19 protein-coding genes are annotated in these 21655 nt (G+C 72.4%); 4 read left to right on the top strand and 15 right to left on the bottom strand.

All coding sequences use genetic code 11. From position 1 onward, the window contains the following. Positions 1-187 precede the first annotated feature (187 nt). The 5 genes from MANAM107_RS04235 to ispF form a co-directional block, all read right to left on the bottom strand. Complete coding sequence (locus tag MANAM107_RS04235; protein WP_223911532.1) at positions 188-1429, bottom strand: hypothetical protein; 1242 nt, start codon at positions 1427-1429, stop codon at positions 188-190. Between the two features lie 157 nt (positions 1430-1586). Beyond that, the gene (gene rlmB, locus MANAM107_RS04230; protein WP_223911529.1) at positions 1587-2582 is read right to left on the bottom strand and encodes a 23S rRNA (guanosine(2251)-2'-O)-methyltransferase RlmB; all 996 of its coding nucleotides are present in this window, start codon (positions 2580-2582) and stop codon (positions 1587-1589) included. 19 nt (positions 2583-2601) lie between these two features. After that, the gene (gene cysS, locus MANAM107_RS04225) at positions 2602-4179 is read right to left on the bottom strand and encodes a cysteine--tRNA ligase (RefSeq protein WP_223911525.1); all 1578 of its coding nucleotides are present in this window, start codon (positions 4177-4179) and stop codon (positions 2602-2604) included. A 225-nt stretch (positions 4180-4404) separates the two neighbouring features. Further along, on the bottom strand, positions 4405-4812 hold the full coding sequence (locus MANAM107_RS04220; protein WP_223911522.1) for a VOC family protein: 408 nt from the start codon (positions 4810-4812) through the stop codon (positions 4405-4407). Beyond that, positions 4809-5372 (bottom strand): 2-C-methyl-D-erythritol 2,4-cyclodiphosphate synthase, encoded by a 564-nt coding sequence (gene ispF, locus MANAM107_RS04215; protein ID WP_223911519.1) that lies wholly within the window; start codon positions 5370-5372, stop codon positions 4809-4811. Before ispF ends, MANAM107_RS04220 begins: the two co-directional genes overlap by 4 nt. Before the next feature lie 217 nt (positions 5373-5589). Between ispF and MANAM107_RS04210 the strand changes: the two genes are divergently transcribed. Next, positions 5590-6054 (top strand): transcriptional accessory protein, encoded by a 465-nt coding sequence (locus tag MANAM107_RS04210; protein WP_223911516.1) that lies wholly within the window; start codon positions 5590-5592, stop codon positions 6052-6054. A 64-nt stretch (positions 6055-6118) separates the two neighbouring features. On the opposite strand, the gene MANAM107_RS04205 is transcribed toward MANAM107_RS04210, so the two are convergent. Then, positions 6119-6796 (bottom strand): uracil-DNA glycosylase, encoded by a 678-nt coding sequence (locus tag MANAM107_RS04205; RefSeq protein ID WP_223911514.1) that lies wholly within the window; start codon positions 6794-6796, stop codon positions 6119-6121. 119 nt (positions 6797-6915) lie between these two features. Between MANAM107_RS04205 and MANAM107_RS04200 the strand changes: the two genes are divergently transcribed. Both MANAM107_RS04200 and groL read left to right on the top strand, forming a co-directional pair. Next, a complete protein-coding gene (locus tag MANAM107_RS04200; RefSeq protein ID WP_223911511.1) occupies positions 6916-7536 on the top strand; it encodes a LytR C-terminal domain-containing protein in 621 nt (206 codons plus the stop codon). 243 nt (positions 7537-7779) lie between these two features. After that, positions 7780-9399: a chaperonin GroEL gene (gene groL / locus MANAM107_RS04195; protein ID WP_179900659.1), complete on the top strand. Its 1620-nt coding sequence runs from the start codon at positions 7780-7782 to the stop codon at positions 9397-9399. A 119-nt stretch (positions 9400-9518) separates the two neighbouring features. On the opposite strand, the gene MANAM107_RS04190 is transcribed toward groL, so the two are convergent. The 7 genes from MANAM107_RS04190 to MANAM107_RS04160 form a co-directional block, all read right to left on the bottom strand. Continuing rightward, positions 9519-9818, bottom strand: a complete 300-nt coding sequence (locus MANAM107_RS04190; RefSeq protein WP_179900660.1) for a WXG100 family type VII secretion target — start codon at positions 9816-9818, stop codon at positions 9519-9521. 251 nt (positions 9819-10069) lie between these two features. Then, positions 10070-11353, bottom strand: a complete 1284-nt coding sequence (locus tag MANAM107_RS04185; protein WP_223911508.1) for a hypothetical protein — start codon at positions 11351-11353, stop codon at positions 10070-10072. Between the two features lie 183 nt (positions 11354-11536). Continuing rightward, complete coding sequence (locus tag MANAM107_RS04180) at positions 11537-13210, bottom strand: sensor histidine kinase (protein ID WP_223911504.1); 1674 nt, start codon at positions 13208-13210, stop codon at positions 11537-11539. Further along, a complete protein-coding gene (locus MANAM107_RS04175) occupies positions 13210-13947 on the bottom strand; it encodes a response regulator transcription factor (protein WP_179900663.1) in 738 nt (245 codons plus the stop codon). The genes MANAM107_RS04180 and MANAM107_RS04175 overlap by 1 nt, the downstream gene beginning before the upstream one ends. A 310-nt stretch (positions 13948-14257) precedes the next feature. Beyond that, complete coding sequence (locus tag MANAM107_RS04170; protein ID WP_223911501.1) at positions 14258-14881, bottom strand: NYN domain-containing protein; 624 nt, start codon at positions 14879-14881, stop codon at positions 14258-14260. A gap of 364 nt (positions 14882-15245) precedes the next feature. Beyond that, positions 15246-16124: a PspA/IM30 family protein gene (locus MANAM107_RS04165; protein ID WP_179901850.1), complete on the bottom strand. Its 879-nt coding sequence runs from the start codon at positions 16122-16124 to the stop codon at positions 15246-15248. Positions 16125-16536: 412 nt separating this feature from the next. Beyond that, positions 16537-17937 (bottom strand): hypothetical protein, encoded by a 1401-nt coding sequence (locus MANAM107_RS04160; RefSeq protein ID WP_223911497.1) that lies wholly within the window; start codon positions 17935-17937, stop codon positions 16537-16539. A 301-nt stretch (positions 17938-18238) separates the two neighbouring features. Between MANAM107_RS04160 and MANAM107_RS04155 the strand changes: the two genes are divergently transcribed. Next, on the top strand, positions 18239-19144 hold the full coding sequence (locus MANAM107_RS04155) for a type 1 glutamine amidotransferase (RefSeq protein ID WP_223911494.1): 906 nt from the start codon (positions 18239-18241) through the stop codon (positions 19142-19144). Between the two features lie 330 nt (positions 19145-19474). Here the strand turns inward: MANAM107_RS04155 and MANAM107_RS04150 are convergent, their stop codons facing one another. Further along, on the bottom strand, positions 19475-19660 hold the full coding sequence (locus tag MANAM107_RS04150) for a hypothetical protein (RefSeq protein WP_179901349.1): 186 nt from the start codon (positions 19658-19660) through the stop codon (positions 19475-19477). Between the two features lie 151 nt (positions 19661-19811). Next, positions 19812-21551: a DNA repair helicase XPB gene (locus tag MANAM107_RS04145; RefSeq protein WP_223911491.1), complete on the bottom strand. Its 1740-nt coding sequence runs from the start codon at positions 21549-21551 to the stop codon at positions 19812-19814. Positions 21552-21655 lie beyond the last annotated feature (104 nt).

The raw sequence follows: 21655 nt of genomic DNA, 5'->3' as shown, positions 1-21655 counted from the left end.
CCAGTGCCATGAAGGTCGAGGACGCGGGTCATTCACAGGCATAGCGGCCGCTTGCCCAGCGGCGGGCACCTGACGATGCCCGGCCCTGTTGTCGTGGCACATCGTCAGTTCGGGTGCCGGCGAGATCATGCGGAGAGGACCAGGTCGGCGAGGGCGCCGAGCGGTGAAGACGCGCGGCAGTGGCGCCTTAGGCGCCCAGCTCCTCGGCCACCAGGGCCATCTCCTCATCGGCGCGGCGCCGCAGCTCGCGGTGGCGGGTCCAGGAGGCCAGGGAGATCTCGGTGACGGCGTCGACCATGAGCACGATCCCGGCAGCGGTCAGCCCACCGGGCAGCGCCCCGGTACTCCTGCGGCGGCGCACGGCCGCACCCACCAGCGCGCCCCCCAGGCTCGCCTCCACCAGGGTCCCGGCGCGCACCGCCCAGGGCATGTCGGTGACGGTGCGCACATAGGACTGCCAGACCGATGAGCCGGGCGTCGAGGGGTCGGACAGCAGCAGCCCCACGCTGCGCCCCACCGCGTTGGACAGCCCCCGCGGCTCGTGGACGACGACGCCGGGCACCTCCACCGGCGCCAGGCGGCCGGTGAGCACACCGAGCACCCACTCGGGCAGGCCCAGGGCGGCGATCATGGCGGCGAAGCCCTCGGCCCCGGGTTGGGTGATGGCCTCGGTCGCGGCCTCCAGGTCGGCACCGGGAACCGCCTCGACGATGGCCGAGGCGTCGGTCAGGTCGGAGAGGAACTCCTCGCCCAGGGCCTTGAGAGCCGGCCCGGGCTCGCTGACCCCGCCCCACACGTGCAGGGAGCTCATGCCCCAGGAGAAGACCGCGTCGTCGTCGGGGTCGCCGGTGGACACGGCCCGGATGGACAGGTCCTCGGCGTTGGAGGACAGCACCAGGGCCGGCAGGGACTCCTCATCCCAGCCGAAGGTGCCCAGATCCACGCCCTCACCGGAGTACATGACGATGCGCCGCCCCAGGCCGGGCGCGGAGGCCACCGCCAGGGGGCGCTCCAGGAGAGTGGCCTGCAGCGGCACCATGTAGGCGCTCATGGGGGAGACCACCACGGTGCGGGCGCTGGCCGACCCGTGGGCCGTGACCGAGGGCAGCTCGGCGTCCTGGGGCAGGGCGTTGAACATGGCGGGGCCGATGGCCACATCGGCGCTGAACTCGCGGGCCAGGGACTCCACCAGCTCGCTGACGCCGGGCCCGGCCACGGCGCCACCGCGCGAGGGCGGAGTGATCGCCACCCGGCCGTCGACGTCGGTCATGAGGGTCAGGCTCAGCAGGTGGGCGGTGGTCGGGAACCACTCGAGGCGCACGACGACGCCGCGCTCGGCGAAGGCGGCCGCGACCTCCTCCGGCGTGGTGCCGGGGGCGATGAGCACGCCGTCGGTGCGGTTCCAGCGCTGGGAAGCGTCCTGGGCCATGGGGACCTCCTGTGTTCGGCTGACGCCCATTGTGTCAGCATTGGGCGCCGGTGTCTGTGGGGACGGGGTGGGAAGGCATGGGGAGAGGTGCGGGCCGCGGCCCGGCGGGGCCCGCCCTGGTGGGGCGGTCATGGGGCGGGCGGCCGTGGTCCGGGGCTCAGGCCCCGCCGCGGGCCCGGCGCCGCAGGCGGTCGACCTCGTAGAGGCTGATGCCCGTGGCCACTGCGGCGTTGAGGGACTCCACCGCGGCGGCGATGGGAACGCTGGCCAGCATGTCGCAGGACTCGCGCACCAGGCGCGACAGGCCCGCCCCCTCCGCTCCGGTGACCAGCACCAGGGGCGCGTCGGCCACGGTGAGCCCCTCGATGGGGGTCTCGCCGCGTCCGTCGAGGCCCACGACGAAGCAGCCCTCCTTCTTCAGCCGGCCCAGGGTGCGCACGAGGTTGGTCTCGCGGGCCACGCGCACGCGGGCGGCCGCCCCGGCCGAGACCTTCCAGACGGTGGCGTTGACCCCCGCGCTGCGGCGCTCGGGGATGATGACGCCGTCGGCGCCGAAGGCCCCGGCGCTGCGCAGGATGGCGCCCAGGTTGTGGGGGTCGGTGACCTGGTCCAGGGCGACGAGCAGGGGGGTGCGGCCCTGGGCGCGGGCCCGCTCCAGCAGGTCGATGGCCTCGGCGTAGTCGTAGGCGGGCACCTCGATGGCCACACCCTGGTGGACGGCCCCCTGGGTCAGTGCCTCCAGGTCGAGCTTGGTGACCTCCAGCACCGGGGCGCCCAGCAGGGCGGCGCGGCGCACGACGGCGCCCAGGCGCTCATCGGACTCCGCGGAGACGGCCATGAACACCCGCGAGATGGGGACCCCCGCGTAGGCGGCCTCGGCCACGGCGTTGCGCCCGCACAGGATCTCGTGGTCCGGGCCGACGTCGTAGCGGCGCCGGATCCGCTCCAGCTGCTTGGCGTGGTTGGGCTGGGCGGCGCGCGCCTCCGCGCGGGCCTTGGCCCTGGCCTTGGGGTGGCCCACCCGGTTCTCCGCCCGGGGCGTGGGCCCCTTGCCCTCCAGGCCGCGACGACGCTGCCCGCCCGAGCCCTTCGTTGCGCCCTTCTTGGAACCGGGCCGGCGCTTGGCCCCGGGGTACTGCTCGTTGCCGGGCATCCTCGTTCTCCTTCGTGTCTCAGGCCAGGTGCCAGCGCGCGCCGGTGGGGGAGTCCTGCACCACCACTCCCGCCTCGGCCAGCTTGTCGCGCAGGGCGTCGGCGCGGGCCCAGTCCTTGTCGGCGCGGGCCCGGGCGCGCTCGTCGAGGTCGTGCTGGATGAGACGGCCGAGGGTCTCCATGGCGGTGCTGCTCTGGGAGGAGCCGGCGCCGTCGAGTACCTGGGCGCGCCAGGGCTCGGCCAGTGGGTCCAGGCCCAGGACGTCGAGCTGGGCGCGCAGGTCCAGGGCCAGGCCGGTGACCGTCGCCCTGCTGCCCCCGTCGGCCGCCGCGTGGGGCGCATCCTGCGGGGCGGCCGCCCCGGTGGCCGTGGAGTCGCCGGCCTCGGCGGCGGCCAGGGCCACATTGAGGGCCTTGAGGGTGGCGTGGACCACCGCCATCGCCCCGGCGAGGTTGAGGTCCTCGTCCATGGCGGCGGTGAAATCGGGCGGCAGCCCCCGTGCCCGCAGCTCCTCGGCGGGCGCATCGACAGGACTGCCCGCACCCTCCTGCACGGACTCGTAGGCGCGCAGGACCGTGCTGGACAGGCGCTCCCACAGGGCGGCGGCCTCGGCCAGGGTCTCCTCGGAGAACTCCACGGTGGAGCGGTGGTGGACTGTGCCAAGGGCCAGGCGCAGGACGACCCCCTCGTGGCGCTCCAGGAGGCCGGCCACCGTCAGGGAGTTGCCCAGGGACTTGCTCATCTTGGCGCCCTTGATCGTCACCCAGGCGTTGTGCACCCAGTGGCGGGCGAATCCCCACCCGGCCCCGTGGGACTGGGCCTGCTCGTTCTCATGGTGGGGGAAGCGCAGGTCGATGCCCCCGCCGTGGATATCGAACTCCTCGCCCAGGTAGCGCCGGGACATCGCCGAGCACTCCAGGTGCCAGCCGGGCCGGCCCCGCCCCCAGGGGGCCTGCCAGGCGGCGTCCCGGGGCTCGGTGGGCTTGGCGGTCTTCCACAGGGCGAAGTCCCGCGGGTCGTGCTTGTCGGCCTCGACCTCGTCATCGAGTTGGGACTCGTCCTCGGTGGTGGCCAGGTCCTCCACGCGCTGGTTGGTCAGACTGCCGTAGTCGGGCAGGGAGGCCACCGAGAAGTAGACGTTGCCGGCCTCGCCGATGTAGGCGTGGCCCTGGTCCAGCAGGCGCTGGATGAGGTCGATCATCTCGGGGATGTGGCCGGTGGCGCGGGGCTCGTAGGTGGGGGCCTCCACGCCCAGGGCCCGGTAGGCGGCGTCGAACTCCCGCTCGTGGCGCTGGGCCCAGGCCCACCAGGGCACCGGGGGCGTGGCGGCCGCGGATTTGCCGAGGATCTTGTCGTCGATGTCGGTGACGTTGCGGATGAGCACGACGGACTGCCCCTGGCGCTCCAGCCATCGGCGCAGCACGTCGAAGGCGATGGCTGAGCGCATATGCCCGATATGCGGGCTGCCCTGGACGGTGGCGCCGCACAGGTAGATGGACACGACCCCGGGGATGACGGTGGGCGCCAGCGGCACCACGGCGCGCGCCGCGGAGTCGTAGAGGCGCAGGGAGGGCGCGGGTGGCTGGAGGTCTGTCACCCGACAAACATACTGCACATCCTCACCGGCATGATTTCCCCGCCCCGGCCCAGTCCGGCGCGGTATTCCGCCGATTCTCGTACCGGGCCTCTCGGGCGGGCCGGGAGCTGCGCGGTCAGTGGCCGTAACGATGCGCGGCTCGCCGCCCGTGGCGCGTCGCCAGTGGGGCCGGTGGTGCCGATGGCGGGGGCGGGGAGGCGCCGGGCGCGGGTGGAGATGCGCCGCTCAGGGGAGGTAGGGGCTGTCAGTGGCGACCACCTCGACCTTGAAGCCCTGTGAGTCCTCCATGTACGCGGCGTAGTGGTCGGGGCCGCCGGCGAAGGGGTAGCGCTCGGCGTACAACGGGCGCCAGCCGTGATCGGTGCACTGCTGCGCGAGACGGTCCACCGTCGGCTGATCGACGGCGCTCAGCGCCAGGTGGTTGAGCCCGGGACGGTGGCGGTCGTGCGGCTGGGCGGCAGTCAGCGGCGGGGTGGTCAGGACCAGGTAGGGGCCGGAGCCGGCCTGCCACAGGCTGCCCTCGGGCCAGTCCTGCGCCCGCCTCCACCCCAGCGCCTCCAGCAGCCAGCCCCACTGCTCACGGGCCAGGGGCAGGTCGCCCACCCACAGCTCCACGTGATGCATCCCGCTCATGCCGGTCCGGTAGGGTCGGTGCGGTCCGCGACTGGCCGGGGGACCACCAGGGCGGTGGCGATGGCGGCCAGGCCCTCCTGGCGGCCCAGGAACCCCAGGTGGTCGGTGGTGGTGGCGGTGAAGGACACCGGTGCTCCGGCCGCCTGGGACAGGGCGTCCGCAGCCTCCTGGCTGCGCGGGCCCACCCGGGGGCGGGCCCCCACGAACTGGACGGCCACATTGCCGATCTCGAAGCCCGCGGCCCGCACGCGCCGAGCGGTCTCGGCCAGCAGCGTGGCACCCGCGGCCCCCTTCCACTGCGGCTCGGCGGTGCCGAAATTGGACCCCAGGTCGCCCAGTCCCGCCGCTGAGAGCAGCGCATCGCAGCAGGCGTGGGCGACGACGTCGCCGTCGGAGTGGCCCTCCAGGGCCGGCTCCCCGGGCCACTCCAGGCAGGCCAGATGGAGCGGGGCGCTCGTGCCCGCGGTCATGCCCGCGGGGGCGAAGGCGTGGACATCGGTGCCGATGCCGGTGCGGGGGATGAGCGCGGTAGGGGCCGGGGGCCGGGAGTCGATGGGCATGGCCCCAGTGTGCCGCAGCGGCCGCCGCAGGGCCGAGCGCGGCCATGCCATGTCGGTGTCGATGACGAGCTGATGCGCCGGCAGGAGCGGGGCGGGGCAGTGCGGGGACTCATGGCAGGGCACTGGGGCGCCACCCAGGTCGTCCAGGATTTGTCAATGGGTAGGAATGCGCGTCATTGCAGCGGAAGATCCCGCATTGTGCGGGTACGGTCGGTGCATGATCGTCTGGCGCGGCTGGGGCATCCTGGCGTTTCTTGTCACTATTCCCTTCGCTGCGGGTATGGGCAAGCTCGGGGAGTCGACGGGCTCCGATGGGCCACTGGCGACGGTGCTCTTCGGGCTCGGCTTCGTCGGGGCGGGGGTGGTCAACTACTTCCTGGGCCGTTATCTCAACGTGACGCGCCCGCCGCAGCAGGTGGGGCGCTACCAGGATCAGCTGCGGGCCGCGCTGTGGCAGCGGGTCAACCACGGGGCCTTCCAGGTGGCGCCCGGCGCGCCAGCCCCCACCTCGCAGGAGGAGGCGGCCCAGCAGATCGAGCAAGTGGTCGCCCAGGAGGCCGAGGGCCTGGTGCGGGCGCACAGCAACGTCCACACCCTGTTCTCCATCCCGATCCAGTGGTTCGGCCTCATCGAGGCCGTCGGGGGCCTGGCCGTGGTGCTCATCAACGCCGTGAAGCTCTGAGCGCCAGCGGCATCCGGCGCGCCCGCCCCGGCTGGGCTCGGGGGTGACCGGCCGGTGGGGCGCCTCAGGGCAGGCGCCAGTCCACGGGCGCGGCGCCCATCGACTGGAGGATCTCGTTGGCCCGGGAGAAGGGCCGCGAGCCGAAGAAGCCCCGCGAGGCCGACAGCGGCGAGGGGTGGGGTGAGGCGATCACCGGCGTGGAGCCCAGCATGGGGGTCAGGGACTGGGCCGGCCGGCCCCACAGGATCGCCACCAGCGGTCCCCCGCGCTCGACCAGGGCCTCGATGGCCCGCTGGGTGACGGACTCCCAGCCCCAGCCCTTGTGGGAGGCGGGCGCCCCGGGGCGCACCGTGAGCACCCGATTGAGCAGCATCACCCCCTGCTCGCACCAGGGGGTCAGGTCCCCGGACGTCGGCGGAGCCACGCCCAGGTCGCTCACCAGCTCGCGGAAGATGTTCTCCAGGCTCCGCGGCGGCCTGACCCCGGGCGCCACCGAGAAGCTCAGCCCCATCGGGTGGCCCGGTGTGGGGTAGGGGTCCTGGCCCACGATGAGCACGCGCACCCGGTCCATCGGGTAGGTGAAGGCCCGCAGCACATCGGTGCCCGCGGGCAGGTAGCCCGCGCCGGAGGCCACCTCCGCGCGCAGGCGCTCGCCTATCTGGTGGATCGTGGGCTCCACGGGCGCCAGGGCCTGGGCCCAGGAGGGATCGACGAGCTCGGACAGGGGCTTGGCTGCGGTCATTCCATGAGACTAATGAGCCGGAGGCCGCCGTGCCTAGCGCTGGCCTGCGGTGAGTGGCGCCGCGGCGCCCGTGGTGAACAATCCCCGTAAAGCCATCGGCGGCCGGTATGTTTGGGAGCGTGAGCGACTACAACTACCCCGAGGACGAGTTCGACGTCAGCGAGGATGAGGGTCCGGTTCCCGTCGGCGTGCACCGGGCGCAGGTCCCGCGCTGGCGCAGTTGGCTGCCGCTGCTGGCGGTCATCATCATCGTGCCCGTCCTGGCCTGGGGCGCGGTGACTCTCCTGGACCGCCAGACCTCCTCGGACAGCGCGGACCCCGCGGTCTCCCAGCCCGCCGACGGCGGTGCCGGGGGCGGCTCGGGCGACGGCGCCCAGCCCGGCGGGGATGCCAGCGCTCCCGCGGGGCAGCCCAGCGCCGGGGCCACCTCCTCGGCCACCTCCGGGCAGGCGGACCTCACCCTGGGGGTCACGGTCCTCAACGGCACGGAGACCAGCGGCCTGGCCGGGCGCACCGGGGACAGGCTCACCAACGCCGGCTTCAGCGCGGTGGAGGTGCCCCAGGGCATCTACGGCGAGACCGAGCCCGCCGCCTCCACGGTCCTCTACAGCCAGCCCGAGCACAAGGCGACGGCTGAGCAGATCGCCGAGCAGCTGGGCATCAGCAACGTGGTTGAGGACCCCGACAGCGCCCAGTCCAGCCCGATCGTCGTCATCCTGCGCGAGGACTTCCAGGAGTAGGGCGGGCGCCGGACCGGCGATCCGACGATTCGCCGTCGGAGGATTCCACGCGCCACCAGCGGTGAGCGCCTTGCACTCAAGGACGGAGAGTGCCAGCATTGCGGTTAGCACTCGGAGCCTTCGAGTGACAACAGACCTAGGCTGGGACGTGAGGACCGGTTCCGGGCGTGACGTGAACGCCAGGGCATCGATCCGTCCGTCGCGGGCACGGACCGGCCACCCACCACTCAGTGGAGGAGACTCATGTCCAAGATCATCGCCTTCGACGAGGAGGCCCGCCGCGGCATGGAGCGCGGCCTGAACACCCTCGCCGACACCGTCAAGGTCACCCTGGGCCCCAAGGGCCGCAACGTCGTTCTCGACAAGAAGTGGGGCGCCCCCACGATCACCAACGATGGCGTCACCATCGCCAAGGAGATCGAGCTGGAGGAGCCCTACGAGAAGATCGGCGCCGAGCTGGTCAAGGAGGTCGCCAAGAAGACCGACGACGTCGCCGGCGACGGCACCACCACCGCCACCGTCCTGGCCCAGGCCCTGGTCCGCGAGGGCCTGCGCAACGTGGCCGCCGGTGCCAACCCGATCGCCCTGCGTCGCGGCATCGACAAGGCCGTGACCGCCATCGTCGAGCGCCTGCTGGCCGACGCCAAGGACGTGGAGACCAAGGACGAGATCGCGGCCACCGCCTCGATCTCGGCCGCCGACGAGCAGATCGGCGAGTTCATCGCCGAGGCCCTGGAGAAGGTCGGCCACGAGGGCGTCGTCACCGTCGAGGAGTCCAACACCTTCGGCCTCGAGCTCGAGGTTACCGAGGGCATGCGCTTCGACAAGGGCTTCATCTCGCCCTACTTCGTCACCGACCCCGACCGCCAGGAGGCCGTCCTGGAGGACGCCTACGTCCTGCTGGTGGAGTCCAAGATCTCCAACGTCAAGGACCTCCTGCCGCTGCTGGAGAAGGTCATGCAGGCCGGCAAGCCCCTGGCCATCATCGCCGAGGACGTCGAGGCCGAGGCCCTGGCCACCCTCGTGGTCAACCGCATCCGCGGCACCTTCAAGTCCGTGGCCGTCAAGGCCCCGGGCTTCGGCGACCGCCGCAAGGCGATGCTCCAGGACATGGCCATCCTCACCGGCGGCACGGTCATCTCCGAGACCGTGGGCCTGAAGCTGGAGAACGCCACCCTGGAGGACCTGGGCCAGGTCCGCAAGGTCGTCGTCACCAAGGACGACACCACCCTGGTCGAGGGCGCCGGCGACAAGGACGCCATTGAGGCCCGTACCGCCCAGATCCGCATGGAGATCGAGAACTCCGACTCCGACTACGACCGCGAGAAGCTCTCCGAGCGCCTGGCCAAGCTGGCCGGCGGCGTCGCCGTCCTGAAGTCCGGTGCCGCCACGGAGGTCGAGCTCAAGGAGCGCAAGCACCGCATCGAGGACGCCGTGCGCAACGCCAAGGCCGCCGTGGAGGAGGGCATCGTCGCCGGTGGTGGCGTGGCCCTCATCCAGGCCTCCGAGGCCCTCGACGGGCTCACCCTCGAGGGTGACGAGGCCACCGGTGCCGCGATCGTCAAGGTCGCCGTGGAGGCCCCGCTCAAGCAGATCGCCGTCAACGCCGGCTACGAGGGCGGCGTCGTGGTCGACCGCGTGCGCAACCTGCCCACCGGTGAGGGCCTCAACGCCGCGACCGGCGAGTACGTCAACCTGCTGGCCGCCGGCATCGCCGACCCGGTCAAGGTCACCCGCTCCGCCCTGCAGAACGCCGGCTCCATCGCCGGTCTGTTCCTGACCACCGAGGCCGTCGTGGCCGACAAGCCCGAGCCCCCGGCCGCCCCGGCCGGTGGCGGCGACGAGATGGGCGGCATGTACTGATCCGCTGACTGATCAGTGCGCCAGTCCCGGTGACCGGTACTGGTGCGAGCCGACAGGCGCCATCACGGCGGGCCGTCCCCTACTGCGGGGGCGGCCCGCCGTCGTGTGCGCTGCGGGCCTCAGGCCATGCCCGCGCCGAAGCGCCCGGCATTGGTGGTCTCGGCGTCGTCGTAGGAGGTGGCCGCCTGATCCAGGGCCAGGCTGATCTGGTCGAGATTGGCCTGGACCTGGAGCTGGGTGACCCGCCAGTCCGAGGCGCACACCCCCATGGAGTCCGAGGCGCTGCCGGTCCACGAGGCCTGCAGGGTGGTGATGTCGCTGTGCATGCCGTCCACCTCGGTCTGGATCGTGGCGATGCGGGTGCGCGCCCGAGTGGCGGTGTCGGCAACAGCGACGGTATCGACGGTGAAGGTGGCCATGGGTGAACCTCTCTGTGCGGTGAGCCAGCGCCTCCAGCGCTGCGGTTGTCACCACGGTAGGTCCGGCCCCGGACCGCCCGCGCGCCCCGGCCCCGGGTCTGTGGACGGCGCTTGCAAAGTGCCCGCCTGTGGAGCGCGGCTCGCCCCGGAATCCTGCCGAAGGCCGCGCTCCCAGCCCCTGAAGGTCGAGGCTCCGGGTCCCGCGAGCCCACCAGTGGCCGATCCCGCTGGGGGCGGGCCCCGCGGTGGGGTCAGAGCCGGTCGGCGCCGTCGTCGACGATCTCCTCAGTGATCGGGGCGATCTCCCCGGTGCGAGCCTCGCGGGCGATCTTGGCGGCCTCGGCCTTGAGGCGCAGCTTCTCGGCCAGTCGGGCGCTCTCCTCCTGGGCCAGGTCGTGCCGGCTGGCGCAGCGCTCCTGCCCGGGGCGGGGCGAGCCCAGGAGCCGTTCGAGGTCCTCGGCGCAGGACTCCATCGACGGGGCGTGGGACAGGGGCGCATCAATGCCTCCGGGAGTGCTGGCGGGCCCTGCCGGGCCCTCCGCCGGGGCAAGGGTGGGAAGGCCCTGGGCCGGGGTGTGGGGCGTGGGCGCACTGGGCGCCTGCCCTGCAGGGACGCTGCTGGGTGAGATCGCCGAGGGCTTGGCCACCGGCGCATCCGGCACGGGCGCGAGGAGGTAGTCCCCGGCCGCATCCGGGCTCCGCGGGGCGCGCCCACGGGACTGGGCGCCGTCGTCGGGCTCGTCGCTGAGACTGGAGCTCAGGGCCGGTAGCGGGCCGGCCGGCTTCGAGGGCTGAGCCGGCCCCGCGCCGTCGTCGGCCCGTGTGCACTCGGCCGCCTCCTGCGGGCACAGTGCCGCGAGCTTGCCGGCCACGCGCCGCGCCTCCGCCTCCAGGTTCTCCCGCGCCAGCGGCTCCCAGCGCTGGCCCAGGGGGGAGTGGAAGAGCCTGTCGCGCTCCAGGAGCCGGGAGGTGATGGCCAGGCGCGCCCGCAGGTAGTCGGCCTGGGGGATGTGGGCGTACTCCTCGCGCAGCAGCCGCAGGTACTCCTTGTAGGTCTGCGGGTCGACCGCCAGTGTTCCCAGATCGGCGTCGATGAGCGCCATGGCATCGATGTCATCGGCCGACAGCGTGTGGCGCTTGAGGTTGACGATGAGGCAGCACACGCGCTCCACGGCCGCCTCGGGCACCCCCAGCTCGCGCAGGTCCTGAGCGGCGAAGGCCGCCGAGGCCGCCTCGTCCTCCCCGCCGTTGCGGCGGTTGACCTGCTCGGTCTCCGCGGAGAAGACGCAGCCGTGGTACCAGGTGGCCACCCGCATGATGTCCGGGTGGTGGGACTCGTCCGCCAGCTCATCGACGCGCGCCAGCATGTCGATGAGATGGCGCAGGTTGTGGAATCGACGGTCGGGTGTGGACCACAGCGCTACCAGGTGCTCCCCGGCCGCGCGGATCTGCTCGGCGGGTGCCGTGGTGCCCAGCGCCCTCACGGAGCGTGAGAACGCGGGCAGTAGCCACTGCGGTGCGTCGATGACGCCCATCGGTCGGCCTCCGGGATCGGATTCGGTGGTGCTGAGTGCGTGTCATCGTAGGACTCCCGGGAGTGGAAGTCGAAGAAACGCCGTGTCTGTCGGGCCACGTAGGCGTGTCCGCGGTGGGGAGCACTACCCATGGTGCTCGTCAGAGCCCCCGAGTCGTCCCCGAACGGCCCGCTGCAGCCCGCCTCAGGCGCCCTGCTCAACGGCCGGTGCCGGCTGCTCGGGCGCAGGCAGGGGCAACTCGATATGCACCGTAGCGCCCCCGCCCGGGGTCTGGAGCATCTGCACCGTCCCCCCGTGGCGCTCGATGATGCCCATGACGATGGCCAGTCCCAGGCCCGAGCCGCCGGTCTCCCGGTTACGCGAGGAATCGGCGCGGTAGAAGCGCTGGAAGACCTTCTCTGCCTCCTCGGGGGGCACTCCGCCGCCGTGGTCGCGCACCTCGACCACGGCGATGCCCGGGCTGTCATGGACACCTCCCTGGGTGCTGCCGTGGACGCCGTCCCCGGGGGCCGCCTGCCCCTGCGGCAGCGCGGGCCCCGGACGCGCCCCCACCGCGATCTGCACGGGCGTGCCCGCCGGGGTATGGCGCACGACGTTGCCCAGGAGGTTGGTCAGGACCTGGGAGAGGCGGTCCCGGTCGCCCACGACCTCGACGACGGGGGCCTCGGCCTCGGGATCGTCGTCATCGAGGGGGATGAGGGAGCAGTCCCGGTCGGGGGCCAGAACCGTCATGTCGCTCAGTGCCCCCACGGCCAGCTCGGTGAGGCTGACCCGTTCCATCTCCATCTCGCGGCCCTCGTCCATGCGCGCGAGCTGGAGGAGGTCGTCGACGAGACGCCCCATACGGTTGGACTCGGTCTCGATGCGCGTCATGACCTCGCTGACGCGGTCGCCGGGCACCCCGCCCATGCGGTAGAGCTCGCCGTAGCCGCGGATGGCCGCCAGGGGGGTGCGCAGCTCGTGTGAGGCGTCGGAGACGAATCGGGTCATGCGCTCCTGGGCCACGACCTGGACGGAGAAGGCGTGCTCGTTCTGGGAGAGCATGGTGTTGAGTGCCCGTTGCAAGGAGCCCACCTCCGTGGTGGGCGGCTCGGTGACCAGGATGCGGGCGGACAGGTCCCCGCGGGCGATGCGCCCGGCCACGCTCTCGATCTGGCGCAGGGAGCGGAAGGAGCGGTGCACCAGGTAGGTGGCGATGATGGCCCCCAGCAGGATGATGACCAGATCGGCCAGGGCCACGACCAGGCGGGTACGCTCCACCGTCTCGGTGATGTTGGCCAGCGGCAGGGCGATGGCGGCCACGCCCACGTACTCGCCGGTGGTCTCGTCCTGCAGGAGCATGATGATGGCGCGCCACTGGCGGGTGGGCTGATCGGAGTCCACCGAGACCAGGCGGGGGTTGCCCGAGTTGGCCACGGCGGTGGAGTAGTCCAGCTCGTCATCCAGCCGGGGGATGCCGTACTCGGCGGCGGTGTCGGGGTGGATCCACGTGCCGTCGTCGCTCCCCGAGACGTAGTCGGCCTGCACGTAGTAGGTGGAGGGCAGGATGCCGCTGAAGTCCGAGCCGTTCTTGATCCGCTCCACGCCCTGCTCGCCGAAGGCCACGGCGGTGGTCTTGAGCTGCTCGTCGATCTGGTTGTACAGGTGGCTCTGGAGCAGCGAGGTCACCACGAAGGAGACGATGAGCAGGCCCACGGTCAGCAGGGCGGTGGTCATGAGGGCCAGGCGGCTGCGCAGCGGCAGTGCCTGCCAGGGCCGCTGGATGGAGATGATCGGATGCCAGCGGCCCCGCTTGGTCGGACGGTGCTGCTTGCCCTTGGGTACCCTGGCGCGTGCGCTGCTGCGCGCAGGGGCCATCATTCGGCCTTGGGCTCGCGCAGCATGTAGCCCACGCCCCGCCGGGTCTGGATGAGGGGCGCCACGGGCTGACCGTCGCGGCCATCGATCTGATCGACCTTCCGGCGCAGGTAGGAGATGTAGGACTCGACAATGGCGGCGTCGCCGTTCCAGTCGTACTCCCAGACGTGGTCGAGGATCTGGGCCTTGGACACGACGCGGCCGGCATTGAGCATGAGGTAGCGCAGGAGCTTGAACTCGGTGGGGGAGAGCTCGACCTCCACGCCCGCGCGGTGGACCTCGTGGGCATCCTCGTCCAGGACCAGGTCGGAGACGCGCACGACGCCGTCGTCCTCATTCTCGATGGCGTGGGTGCGGCGCAGGATGGCGCGGATGCGGGCGATGACCTCCTCCAGGCCGAAGGGCTTGGTGACGTAGTCATCCCCGCCGACGGTCAGGCCCTGGACCTTGTCGGCCATGTCGTCGCGCGCGGTCAGGAAGAGGATGGGCGTGGAGACGTCGCGCTCGCGCAGGCGCCTGGCCACGGTGAAGCCGTCCATGTCGGGAAGCATGACATCCAGGACGATGAGATCGGGAGAGGTCTTCTCGGTGCCCTTGAGGGCGCCGTTGCCGTCACCTGCGGTGGAGACCTCGAAACCTGCGAAGCGCAGGGAGGAGGCCAGGAGGTCGCGGATGTTGGGTTCGTCATCCACGACGAGCAGGTGAGCTTCGGTGCGGGTTTGCTGGGAACGCTCCATGAAACCACCATGCAACTCCTACCTGGAGGTTAACTGGGTGGCTTCTGAGGAAAAAGTGAGGTTGCCCGGAGTGGTGGCCGGTGAGCAGCGGGGCCTTCCTGGCTCCACCGCTGCACTTCCCCTGGTTGTGGCCGGCTGCCCGCAGGCCGGAGGAATATCGATGCCCCCGGGGTGTCGGCAGTGCGAGACGAGGCGGCTCCCGCGGGCTGGGCGCCTTGTGCCTCGAGCCTGAGCGCCGATTCGGGTACCGGCCCCGGGCGCCGCCCGCGGCACAGGTGCGCCAGGCGCGCACATGCACCGGGGGCTGGGCTCAGAGGAAGGAGAGCGGGTCGAACTCGGACAGCGGGATGATGCGCACCCGCGGCAGGGGGCTGGTGAAGGCGCGCACGTCCAGCTCCAGATCGTGGATGCTCAGGCCCCGCGTCTCCAGGGCGGCCAGTTGGGCGTTGAGGAACTCCCGGAAGCACAGGATCCCCACCTGCGCCCCCGCGTCCAGGAGCCGCTCGACCTGGGGGACGTAGTCGCCGTCGTGGCTGCCCAGGAGGATCTGCGCCTGCTCGCCCGACTCCACCTTCTGCGCCAGCGCCTCCAGGGTCCGCTGGATACCGATGTCGACCACCTTCTCCTCGGTGGAGCCCGAGCCGGCCAGGGGCACGGGACGGTAGTCCATGGCCAGCAGTGCCTGGATGAAGCCCATGGGCATGTGGCCCGAGGTGGCGTTGAGGAAGAACAGGGCCCGTGCGTTCCTCGCGCCCTGGCCGGCCGTCGGGCCGGGGGTCGGCTTTACCGTCATACCAGCGATCTCATCGCAGTAGGACAGGACGCGGTCCCAGCGGGGGCGCTCCTCCGGTTCGGGGCGACGGCCCAGGACGCTCATGCCCAGGGTGGCGTCGATGTTCTCGCCGTCGACGAGAAGGTAGGTCGGTACGTTCATGGCCTCATGCTAGCCGTCGTGCGGGAATCGGGCGGAGCCCGTCGAGCGGGCGCGGCCGTGTCGTACCGCCCCTGACCTGCGGTTTGAGGCACAGGAGGGGGAGTGGGGCGTTCCTCCTTCTGTGAACATCCTGCAAGAGTGGTGGGTGTCGGCTCGAATATGGCGGGGAGTGGGAGGCGCTCGGGAGGCATAGCGTGCCTGCGCCGTCGAGACCGGCGGGGCCGGGGGAGAGGCGGCGGCGAGAAGCGCCGGGGACGGGCGCAGTCCGCCTCCCGCGGGATGCCACGGGAGGCGGACTGCTGGGACCGGTTATGAGGGCTCGGTGCGCGAACCGGGCGCCGGCGGATGAGGCGCTCAGAAGGCTTCAGTAGGAGGACTGGTCATCCTGCTGCGGCCAGGCCTGGGGCTGGGCCTGGCCGTTGGCCTGCGGCGCCCCCTGGCCCTGGGTCTTGAGGGCCTCGAAGGCGGCATCGACATCGCCGTCGGTGATCTGGGCCGGGGCGGCGGGGGCGGCCTGGAGTGCGGGGCTGGAGCCCGCCTTGAGGGCGGCCAGGCGCGCCTCGGCCTCCAACTGGGCGCTGGAGGACTCCAGCTCGGCGAACTGCGACTCCAGGGAGGAGCCCGCCAGCTCCATCTGCCCTGCGGCCTGGGCCTCGACCCGGCGCACCTGGTCCTCGTAGCGGGCCAGCTCGGAGGTGGGGTCCATCACATTGATCGAGCGGATGGCGCCCTGCACCTTGACCTGGGCCTCGGCGGTCTTCTGGCGGGCGATGAGCTGGTCGCGCCTGGACTGCAGCTCGCCGAGCTTGACCTCCATCTGCTGCAGGCCGGTCTTGAGCTGGTCGACCACCTGGCGCTGGGAGGCGATCATGGGCTCGGCGGCCTTGACCTCGTTCTCCGCGGTGATCTGCTTGGTCAGGGCGATCTTGGCCAGGGAGTCCCACTTGTCGGCGCCAGCACTGTCGCCGGCGGCGCGCATCTGGTCGGCCTTGCGGGAGGCGGCCAGCGCCTTGTTGCCCCAGTCGCGGGCCGCGGCCACGTCCTCGTCCCGGTCCTTCTCGGCCAGGCGCAGGTTTCCGATGGTCTGGGCCACGGCGTCGCGGGCCTCGGCGATGGAGGCGGTGTAGTCGCGCACGAGCTGGTTGAGCATCTTCTCCGGGTCCTCGGCGCGGTCCAGGAGGGCATTGATGTTGGCGCGGGTGAGCTGGGCGATACGGCCCAGGATCGACTGCTTCTCAGCCATGGGGTCCCTTTCGTTGTGCCCGGCCGCCGGTGGCGGCTCGCGGATCTGGTCGGTGCTCCGGGGCCATGCTCCCAGAATCGCGGCGCGGTTTCCTGCCCGTGGGTTCCTCCGGGGGCGGACGTGCGCTCCCCGGCGTCGGGGCCGGGACGGGGATGGCGTCCCAGGAGGGCCAGGTGCTCGGGGCGGGGCGAGGGGCCCCAGTCGGGCGTCGTTTCGCGGAAAGCGCGTCACTTGGCGGAATGGACGACACCTACAAGGTACGTCCATTCCGCCAAGTGACGCCCTTGTCGCGAAGTGATGTCCCATCGTGCCCGGCTGATCCCCGGCGTCGGCCCGTTATCCGGCCGAGTGGACCCGGGCCACGGGCGGCAGCGGGTCCCCACCGCGCCGACAACCTCCCGAGGAGGGACAACTAGTCGAAGAAGTCGCCGAGACCGTCGGCGATCCCTCCCAGGAGGTCAGGCCCACCTCCCCACCCCCCGTAGCGGCGGCCGGAGTTGGCCATGCCACCCAGGATGAGCCCGCCCAGCACCAGGGAGCCGACGTCCACGCCGCCGGGCCCCCTCCGGGAGCCGCCGCCACCGCCGATCCAGGAGTCCGAGTTGCGCACATCGGCCTCCGCGATGGCCTGGGCCTGGGCGACCAGCGGCTCGCCGGCGGCGACCTCGGCCAGGGCGGCCGAGGCGTCCGTGCGCTGCAGGGAGGTGGCGGCCGCTGCATGCCGGGAGGCCTCGCTCAGGGCGGTGCGCGCCGAGGGGCCCACGGCGCCGCGGTGGGTGGTGATGTAGCTGGTGACCGCCTCGACCTGGGAGTTCAGGCGTGCCAGGCGCGAGCCCAGGGAGGCGCGCGCCCGCGAGTCGTTCTCCTCGCGCTGGCGGGCGGGGGCCAGGGCGGCGTCGATGGCGGCCTCGGCCCGGGCCAGGTGGTCCAGGGCCGCCAGCGGGTCGCCGCTGGGGGCGGGGCCACTGGCGGCACGCCCCTCGGCGACGGCGGCCTCGGCGTCGGCCACGAGCGGCGCCAGGGAGGCGGCGGGAACGGCGTCGGCCAGGCGCTCGGCGTCGACCAGATCGGAGGAGATGGAGGCGATGGCGGCCTCCAGGTCGGCGGCGGCCCGCTGGAGGCGCTCGCGGGCATTGGTGACCTGGGCGGCCAGGGTGCCGGCCTGGGCGATGGAGCCCTGGGCGATGCGCACCTGCTCGACGGCGGTGGCGTCCTGGCCGGCCTGGGCGCTGGCGCGGGCCTGGTCCAGGGCGGTGCGCCCGGCGGCCAGGAGGCGCCGGGCCTGCTCGGGCGCCTGGCTGACGCTGGTCAGGGAGGAGTCGGGGTAGGCGGCGTGCAGAGTGACCAGGAGCGTATCGGCCATGACGATGGCCTGCTCGGTCTCGTCGGCCCGCTGCGCGGTCTCGGCGATGGAGGTGGGCAGGGTCGCCTCGATGCCGCGGCGCCTGCTGAAGGCCTCCTCCTGGGCGCGGATCTCCATGACCGCGGCCTCGCAGCGCTGCTCGATCTCGGTGAGCATCTGGTGCTGCTGGGCCGGGGTCTCGGGGATGTCGTCATCCAGGAGCTTGCGCAGTTCGAAGGAGCGGGCCACATGGGCGCGGGCGCGATCCAGGGCCTCGCGGAAGGGGTCGGTGGCCGACAGGCCGAACTGGGCCTGGGCGTAGGACAGCTCCTCGTCGGCCGAGCGCACGGAGTTGTCGGCCTGGACCAGGGCGTTGCCCGCTCGGGTGCGCAGCTGCTCGATCGGGGAGGGCTCAGCTGCGCCGGGTGCCTGCCCCTGCCGGTCCTTGCCCATCCAGCGAGAGAAGATCATGGGGTCCTTCCTCCTCCTGCGGGGCTCGCCGTGGTGGCGCCCCCGCGTCCTGCGCCCGGCCCCCGCTGGGGGTGGGCGCACGCCTCCTGGGGACATCGTTGTTGCTGGGCGTGGCCCGGGCAAGCCGTTTCGCCCAAGGCGCGCGCCTCCCCTAACTTTCGACAATTTGCATGAGATCGTACTTCTCCAGGCCTGGAAAAGGCCGATCTCATGCAAATTGTCGAAAGGAAGGGGAGACGGCCGCTGGGCCGGGGCGCCGCCCTGCTTGCACTCCTCCCCAGTGACACCACAATGGGGGGCGATGAATGAGAGACGCGCAGTTGACAGGCCATTGATCACCGTCATCGAGCCCGAGGCCGGGGCGCCCCTGGGGCGCCTGGGGGAATGGCTCTTCGCCGAGGGAGCCGCCCTGCGCACGGTCCGCCCCTGGCAGGGGCAGGCCATCCCCGCCCTGGAGGGCATCGGCGACGGCCTCATCGTCCTGGGCGGGGCCATGAGCGCCCACGACGACCCCACCCACCCCTGGCTGGAGGACTTGCGCGCCCTCCTGCGCCAGGTCGCCGGGGCCCAGGCCCCCGCCATCGCCATCTGCCTGGGCGCGCAGGTCGCGGCCGAGGCCCTGGGCGGCGCCACCGCCGTGCCCTCCCCGCACGGGGCGGAGGGCGGCGTCGTCGACCTGGAGCTCACCCCCGCGGCTCTGGAGGACCCCCTCACCGCCGAGGCCATCGCCGAGGCCGTGCGGGCCGCCGTGCGCGCCGGCATCCCCACTCGGGGCGGCACCCGCATCCCCGTCATCGTCTCCCACGACGACGTCGTCACCCGCGTTCCCGACGGCGCCGTCCTCCTGGCCTCCTCCCACAGGGCGCCCATCCAGGCCTGGCGGGCGGGCAGGCTCCTGGCCCTCCAGCACCACCCCGAGTCCACGCCCGAGCGCGTCGCCTACTGGCGCGCCCGCAGCGCACTGCGCCACGAGGGCATGCCCGGGGCGGAGGCCATCGCCTACTCCGACATGCCCGCCCATGCCCGTGAGGCGGGGGAGCGGGCCCGCCGCTCCGCCGTGGAGGCCGACCCCGTCATCCAGGCCTTCGGACGCCGCCTGGCGCGCACCTTCGCCCGCCAGGCCAGGGCCTACAGCGCCGCCCGGGGTGGGGAGTGCGCCCCGGGGAGTTCAGGCCATGGCGCGCAGCGGCGGGGCCAGGCAGTCTAGGAGCATCTGGGATGGCGGGGCCGCACATGGAACCGCCGCTGGGGAGCGGGTCGTTTGCGCAGGCCAGACGCGATCCATGGCCTGATCCGCACCCACTGTGCCGGCCCCGCCATCCCAGGTTCCCCTCCCCACTCCCTCCTGCGCCCGGGCGCAGGCGCCGCCCACGTGCCGCCGCCGAGGACCGGCGCACGCCAGGGGCTCAGTGCCTCAGCGCCCGCGTGGAGCAGGGCGGAGGCATGGGTGTGAGGAGCACGCCGCGGGCCCGCCCCCAGCACTGGAGGGCGGGCCCGCGGGGCTGCGCCGTCGGAAGGCTCCGCTGTCGGAAGCCCGTCAGAAGCCCGTCTCGATGACGGCGGTACTCGGGGTTGAGGGCATCTCGGTCTGCGTCGTCGTCTCCTGAGCCACCGACAGGCTGCTGGAGACCAGCCACGCCAGCGCGCAGGACAGTGCGAGCGTGACCAGGCCGAGCAGCCACAGTCCCGCGGTGGCCCACCGGTGTAGTCGTGTTGCGTGCAAGGAGCTCTCCTTCTTCCAGGAGGACTGATCGCGGCCGCCTCCTCAAGGGCCGGGATATGCCCGATACTCCCGCAGGGGGGTGTGCCCTGTCACTCCTCCTGCGGGAGGAGCCTGGGGGCCATCAATGCCACCGTCGATGCCCCGCAGCGCCCTACCGGACCCCTGCGTCCCCGGCATCGGCCGCATCCCCTGGGCCCTCAGCCCGGCCCGGGGCCTGCCCGGGGGCGCCGGTGACCTCGGCGGCGTCGATGATCTCGTAGGCGTAGCCCTGCTCGGCCAGGAAGCGCTGGCGGTGCGCCGCGAAGTCCTGATCCACCGTGTCGCGCGAGACCACCGTGTAGAAGTGCGCCTGGCGCCCATCGGCCTTGGGGCGCACGATCCGCCCCAGCCGCTGGGCCTCCTCCTGGCGGGACCCGAAGGAGCCCGAGACCTGCACCGCCACCGAGGCCCCCGGCAGGTCGATGGAGAAGTTGGCGACCTTGGAGACCACCAGCACCGGGACCTGCCCATCGCGGAAGGCGTCATAGAGCCGCGTGCGCTCGCGCACCGTCGTCGAGCCGGTGATGACCGGGGCGCCCAGGCCCTCGGCCAGCTCCTCGAGCTGGTCCACATAGCTGCCGATCACCAGGGCCGACTCGCCCGCATGGCGCGCCAGCAGCGCCTGAACCACCGCCGGCTTGCCCGCGGCGCAGGCGGCCAGGCGGTAGCGGTCCTCCGGCTCGGCCGTCGCATAGGCCATCCGCTCCCCGGCATCCAGGGTCAGGCGCACCTCCGTGCACAGCGCCGGGGCGATCCACCCCTGGTTCTCCAGGTCCTTCCACGGGGCGTCGTAGCGCTTGGGGCCGATGAGGCTGAAGACCTCCTCCTCGCGCCCGTCCTCGCGCACCAGGGTGGCGGTCAGCCCCAGGCGCCGGCGCGCCTGGAGCTCCGCCGTCATCCGGAAGACCGGCGCGGGCAGCAGGTGCACCTCGTCGTAGACGATGAGGCCCCAGTCGTGGGCGTCCAGCAGATCCAGGTGCGGGTAGACGCCCTTCCGCTTGGTGGTCAGGATCTGATAGGTCGCGATCGTCACCGGGCGCACCTCCTTACGGGCCCCCGAGTACTCGCCGATCTCCTCGGCGCCCAGCGTGGTGAAGCGCATGAGCTCGTCCTTCCACTGCCGCGCCGAGACCGCATTGGTCACCAGGATGAGCGTCGTCGTCGCCGAGCGCGCCATCGAGGCCGCTCCCACCAGGGTCTTGCCCGCACCGCAGGGCAGCACCACCACCCCCGAGCCCCCCGACCAGAAGGACTCCACCGCCTCGGCCTGGTAGGCCCGCAGCTCGAAGGTCTGCGGGGAGTTGCGCAGCTCGATGGGATGGGCCTCGCCATCCACATAGCCCGCCAGGTCCTCCGCGGGCCAGCCCAGCTTGATGAGCACCTGCTTGAGGTGCCCGCGCTCGGAGGGGTGGACCACGACGTCGTCGGGCCCGATCCGCTCGCCCAGCAGCCCCGTGGTCCGCTTGGAGCGCAGTACCTCCTCCAGCACGGCGGCATCGGAGGAGTGCAGGACCAGGCCGTGCGCGGGGTCGGTGACCAGCTGGAGGCGCCCGTAGCGGCCCATGGTCTCGGCCACCTCGGTCAGTAGCGAGTGGGGCACCGGGAAGCGCGAGTGGGTCAGCAGCACATGGACCACCCGCTCGGCGTCCAGGCCGGCCGCGCGCGCATTCCACAGCGCCAGGGGCGTGATCCGGTAGGTGTGGATGTGCTCGGGAGCCCGCTCCAGCTCGGCGAAGGGCGCCAGGTCGCGGCGCGCCTGGGCGGCGTCGGGATGGGCGACCTCCAGAAGGACGGTCCGGTCGGACTGGACGATGAGCGGGCCGTCAGGGATCTGGGACGCAGCCGAGGACATGCGCGGCAGTATTCCAGACCAGATCCGGGCCCGGGAGGCCCCCGCCCTCCCCGTTGCACATCTTCAGCGGGGTGCGCGACGAGGTTTCAATGAAAGGTGGGGGT

This window comes from Actinomyces capricornis (genome assembly GCF_019974135.1).
Classification (GTDB): domain Bacteria; phylum Actinomycetota; class Actinomycetes; order Actinomycetales; family Actinomycetaceae; genus Actinomyces; species Actinomyces capricornis.
Note: the sequence above shows the minus strand (reverse complement) of the source record. Positions and strands in the feature narration are given on the sequence as shown.

Coding starts and splice junctions, on each gene's coding strand:
- MANAM107_RS04190 (WP_179900660.1), bottom strand. CDS start 9,818: ATGGCCACCTTCACCGTCGATACCGTCGCTGTTGCCGACACCGCCACT.
- MANAM107_RS04175 (WP_179900663.1), bottom strand. CDS start 13,947: ATGGAGCGTTCCCAGCAAACCCGCACCGAAGCTCACCTGCTCGTCGTG.
- MANAM107_RS04185 (WP_223911508.1), bottom strand. CDS start 11,353: ATGGGCGTCATCGACGCACCGCAGTGGCTACTGCCCGCGTTCTCACGC.
- MANAM107_RS04220 (WP_223911522.1), bottom strand. CDS start 4,812: ATGAGCGGGATGCATCACGTGGAGCTGTGGGTGGGCGACCTGCCCCTG.
- MANAM107_RS04235 (WP_223911532.1), bottom strand. CDS start 1,429: ATGGCCCAGGACGCTTCCCAGCGCTGGAACCGCACCGACGGCGTGCTC.
- MANAM107_RS04145 (WP_223911491.1), bottom strand. CDS start 21,551: ATGTCCTCGGCTGCGTCCCAGATCCCTGACGGCCCGCTCATCGTCCAG.
- MANAM107_RS04155 (WP_223911494.1), top strand. CDS start 18,239: ATGAATGAGAGACGCGCAGTTGACAGGCCATTGATCACCGTCATCGAG.
- ispF (WP_223911519.1), bottom strand. CDS start 5,372: ATGCCCATCGACTCCCGGCCCCCGGCCCCTACCGCGCTCATCCCCCGC.
- MANAM107_RS04160 (WP_223911497.1), bottom strand. CDS start 17,937: ATGATCTTCTCTCGCTGGATGGGCAAGGACCGGCAGGGGCAGGCACCC.
- groL (WP_179900659.1), top strand. CDS start 7,780: ATGTCCAAGATCATCGCCTTCGACGAGGAGGCCCGCCGCGGCATGGAG.
- MANAM107_RS04210 (WP_223911516.1), top strand. CDS start 5,590: ATGATCGTCTGGCGCGGCTGGGGCATCCTGGCGTTTCTTGTCACTATT.
- rlmB (WP_223911529.1), bottom strand. CDS start 2,582: ATGCCCGGCAACGAGCAGTACCCCGGGGCCAAGCGCCGGCCCGGTTCC.
- MANAM107_RS04205 (WP_223911514.1), bottom strand. CDS start 6,796: ATGACCGCAGCCAAGCCCCTGTCCGAGCTCGTCGATCCCTCCTGGGCC.
- MANAM107_RS04180 (WP_223911504.1), bottom strand. CDS start 13,210: ATGGCCCCTGCGCGCAGCAGCGCACGCGCCAGGGTACCCAAGGGCAAG.
- MANAM107_RS04165 (WP_179901850.1), bottom strand. CDS start 16,124: ATGGCTGAGAAGCAGTCGATCCTGGGCCGTATCGCCCAGCTCACCCGC.
- MANAM107_RS04170 (WP_223911501.1), bottom strand. CDS start 14,881: ATGAACGTACCGACCTACCTTCTCGTCGACGGCGAGAACATCGACGCC.